The organism is Citreimonas sp., from assembly GCF_042096055.1.
Classification (GTDB): Bacteria; Pseudomonadota; Alphaproteobacteria; order Rhodobacterales; family Rhodobacteraceae; genus Citreimonas.
Map to the genome: position 1 here is coordinate 1 of NZ_JBELMH010000146.1, position 3,860 is coordinate 3,860.

The following is a 3,860-nucleotide window of genomic DNA, read 5'->3' on the forward strand; positions in this document are numbered from 1 at the left end:
CTCTGTAACCCATTGATTTTCCATACCCGCCTGCATGTCCCATCGTGGGACACCCGTGTCGGCTTCCCCCGGCCCGTCGGGTCTGACATACTGCGGGCCAAACCAAGAACCGCGAGCAGCACATGGCCGAAGATCTCCTGCACGGGCACGAGCCGTCCGATTACGATGCCTCCTCGATCGAGGTGCTGGAGGGGCTGGAACCCGTCCGCAAGCGCCCCGGCATGTATATCGGCGGCACCGACGAACGCGCCCTGCACCACCTGGTGGCCGAGGTCCTCGACAACTCGATGGACGAGGCCGTCGCCGGCCACGCCAACCGGATCGAGGTGACGCTGCACGCCGACCACTCGGTCGAGATCCGCGACAACGGCCGCGGCATCCCCATCGACCCGCACCCCAAGTTTCCCGGCAAGTCCGCGCTCGAGGTGATCCTCTGCACCCTCCACGCCGGCGGCAAGTTCGGCGGCAAGGCCTACGAGACCTCGGGCGGCCTGCACGGCGTCGGCGCCTCGGTCGTGAACGCCCTGTCGGATTCCATGGTCGTCCAGGTCGCCCGCAACCGCGAGCTCTACGAGCAGCGCTTCGCCCGCGGCGTGCCGCTGGGCCCGGTCGCCAAGGTCGGCCCCGCCCCCAACCGCCGCGGCACCGCCACCACCTTCCACGCCGACGAGCAGATCTTCGGCCACCACCGCTTCAAGCCCGCGCGCCTGTTCAAGATGGTGCGGTCCAAGGCCTACCTCTTCTCGGGGGTCGAGATCCGCTGGAAGACCGCCATCGACGACGGCGAGACGCCCGCCGAGGCCACGTTCCACTTCCCCGGCGGCCTGTCCGACTACCTGTCCGAAACGCTCGACGGCGCGACCACCTACGCCGCCGCGCCCTTCGGCGGCACCGTCGACTTCCGCGAGAAGTTCGGCCTGCCCGGCAAGGTCGAGTGGGCGATCAACTGGACCCCCTCGCGCGACGGGTTCATCCAGTCCTACTGCAACACCGTTCCCACCCCCGAGGGCGGCACCCACGAGGCCGGTTTCTGGTCCGCGATCCTCAAGGGCATCCGCGCCTACGGCGAGCTGGTGGGCAACCGCAAGGCCGCGAACATCACCCGCGACGACCTGGTCACCGGCGGCTGCGCGCTGGTGTCCTGCTTCATCCGAGAGCCCGAGTTCGTCGGCCAGACCAAGGACCGCCTTGCCACCGCCGACGCGCAGCGCCTGGTCGAGCAATCGGTTCGCGACCACTTCGACAACTGGCTGGCCGCCGACACCAAGTCCGCCGGCGCGATCCTCGACTTCCTCGTCCTGCGCGCCGAGGAACGCCTGCGCCGCAAGCAGGAGAAGGAGACGCAGCGCAAGTCGGCCACCAAGAAGCTGCGCCTGCCCGGCAAGCTGACCGACTGCACCTCGAAGACCCGCGAGGGGACCGAGCTGTTCATCGTCGAGGGCGACAGCGCCGGCGGCTCGGCCAAGGGCGCGCGCTTCCGCGAGACCCAGGCGCTGCTGCCGCTGAAGGGCAAGATCCTCAACGTGCTGGGCGCCGCGTCGAACAAGCTGACCTCGAACGCCGAGATCCGCGACCTGTGCGAGGCGCTGGGCGTCGGGCTGGGCACGAAGTTCAACATCGACGACCTGCGCTACGAGAAGATCATCATCATGACCGACGCCGACGTCGACGGCGCGCACATCGCCTCGCTGCTGATGACGTTCTTCTACAGCCAGATGCGTCCGCTGATCGACAACGGGCACCTCTACCTCGCCTGCCCGCCGCTCTACCGCCTCACGCAGGGGGCCAAGCGGGTCTACGTCGCCAACGACGCCGAGAAGGAGCGCCTGCTGGCGACCGGCCTGGGGGGCAAGGGCAAGATCGACCTGCAGCGCTTCAAGGGCCTGGGCGAGATGGACGCCAAGGACCTGAAGGAGACGACGATGGACCCGGCGACCCGCCGGCTGATCCGCGTCACGATCCACGACGACGAACCGGGCGAGACCAGCGATCTGGTCGAGCGGCTGATGGGCAAGAAGCCCGAGCTGCGCTTCCAGTACATCCAGGAAAACGCCCGTTTCGTCGAGGAAATCGACGTCTGACCCCGCACCCACAGGAGCCGCCATGCCGCTGATCCCGCCGCTGTCCGAGGACGATCTCGACCCCGAGCTGCACGACCTCGTGCAGTTCTTCCAGGTCACGCTGGGCGGGGTCCCGAACTCGGTCCTGACGATGGCGCGCCGGCCCCCGATGGCGCGGGCCTTCGTCGAGCTGAACAAGGCGGTGATGACGGATTACGGCGCGGTGACGCTCGAGTTCAAGCGGCTGGTCGGCTACGTCTCGAGCCTGTCGTCGGGGTGCCTGTACTGCCAGGCGCACATGATCCTGGCCTCGGAGCGGTTCGGCGCATCCGAGGAGCGGCTGAACTCGGTCTGGGAATTCGAAAAATCGTCCCACTTCACCGAGGCCGAGAAGGCCGCGCTGGCCTTCGCGCTGGCGGCCTCGACCGTGCCCAACGCGGTCGACGCGGCGGTGGCCGATAGGTTGCGCGCCCACTGGTCCGAGGATGCGATCGCCGAGCTGACCGGGGTGGTGTCGCTGTTCGGCTGGCTGAACCGGTGGAACGACACGATGGGCACGCCGCTGGAGGAACTGCCCGTCTCGCGCGGCGAGATGCGGCTGAAGGATGCGACCGGATGGAGCAAAGGCAAGCACGGCTGATCGGGGTGTCCCACGATGGGACAAGATTGCGCCCCAACAAAATCAATGACTTGCAGAGACGGATTCACGAAGGCTTAACCTTCGGCGCCGGGAACGGGCGGCCGGCGCGTCGAGTGCAGGGCCCCGCGCGGGGACCCTGCACTCCGGGGTCGGGGGTTACTCGACGCGGGTGATGCTGTCGATGCGGGTCAGCCCGTCCTCGCCGGCGGTGGCGTAGACGAGGGTGACGCGCTCGCCGGCGACGAGGTCTTCGGGGATCTCGGCGGCGGCAGCCAGTTCCCACACGGTCTTGTCCTCGAGCACCATGATGCCGGCGACGCGGTCGAAGGCGAGGATGGTGCCGGTGGTTTCGTCGGCGAAGGCGGGGGCGGCGGCCAGGATGGCGGCGGAGACGAGAAGAGCGCGCATGGGCGAATGTCCTGAAAGGCGTCGATGCCCTGGGGACGATTCCTTGCGGCGGCCGGGCTGACGCGGCGTCCGGCTGGCGGGGATATGCCCGCAAGGGCCCGAGTCGCGCAAGAGAGATTTTCGCACCCGCGGACAGGCGCGACGTATGCGCATCAGGCCCGCGCGCGGCCTTGGTCGGGGCCGTGCGGAACCCTATCTGTGACAGAGCAGCAGACAGGAGAAATGCCATGCAGTGCCCCATCGACGGAACCCAACTGGTGATGACCGACCGCTCGGGCGTCGAGATCGATTACTGCCCGCAATGCCGGGGCGTGTGGCTGGACCGCGGCGAGCTCGACAAGATCATCGAGCGCGCCAGTGCCGAACTGGCCCCGCCGCCTCGCGCACCCGCGCCGCGCGGCTACGACCAGCGCGGATACGACCAGCGCAGCTACGACCAGCGCCGCAGCGACAGCGGGTACCACAAGAAGAAGAAGGGCGGCCTGCTGGGCGAGCTGTTCGACTTCTGAAGGCTCGGCGGGAAGGCGCCGGGCGTCGATAGCCGCGGAGCCTTCCCGCCGCCGGCCTGTTACGATGCCGGCGATCAAGCAAGAGGACGAGGGCATGGCGACGATGCACAAGGGCACGCGGGCCGACACGACGCTGCGGACGCTGCGCGCAGGGCTCGGAGCGGGAGCGATCCTGCTGCTGGCCGGGTGCGGCTGGTTTCGGGGCGACGCGGGCAGCTGCGGCAAGGACCGGCTGGACGGCTA

4 protein-coding genes are annotated in these 3,860 nt (G+C 68.6%); 3 read left to right on the top strand and 1 reads right to left on the bottom strand.

Annotated features, from left to right (window positions below; genetic code table 11):
- Nucleotides 1-122 precede the first annotated feature (122 nt).
- A complete protein-coding gene (parE, locus tag ACFDTC_RS17695) occupies nt 123-2,081 on the top strand; it encodes a DNA topoisomerase IV subunit B (RefSeq protein ID WP_375260195.1) in 1,959 nt (652 codons plus the stop codon).
- A gap of 22 nt (nt 2,082-2,103) precedes the next feature.
- On the top strand, nt 2,104-2,700 hold the full coding sequence (locus ACFDTC_RS17700) for a carboxymuconolactone decarboxylase family protein (RefSeq protein ID WP_375260196.1): 597 nt from the start codon (nt 2,104-2,106) through the stop codon (nt 2,698-2,700).
- Nucleotides 2,701-2,856: 156 nt separating this feature from the next.
- Here the strand turns inward: ACFDTC_RS17700 and ACFDTC_RS17705 are convergent, their stop codons facing one another.
- The gene (locus ACFDTC_RS17705; protein WP_375260197.1) at nt 2,857-3,108 is read right to left on the bottom strand and encodes a hypothetical protein; all 252 of its coding nucleotides are present in this window, start codon (nt 3,106-3,108) and stop codon (nt 2,857-2,859) included.
- Between the two features lie 227 nt (nt 3,109-3,335).
- Here ACFDTC_RS17705 and ACFDTC_RS17710 point away from each other — a divergent pair, with 227 nt between their 5' ends.
- Nucleotides 3,336-3,617 (top strand): zf-TFIIB domain-containing protein, encoded by a 282-nt coding sequence (locus ACFDTC_RS17710; protein WP_375260198.1) that lies wholly within the window; start codon nt 3,336-3,338, stop codon nt 3,615-3,617.
- Nucleotides 3,618-3,860: the final 243 nt, after the last annotated feature.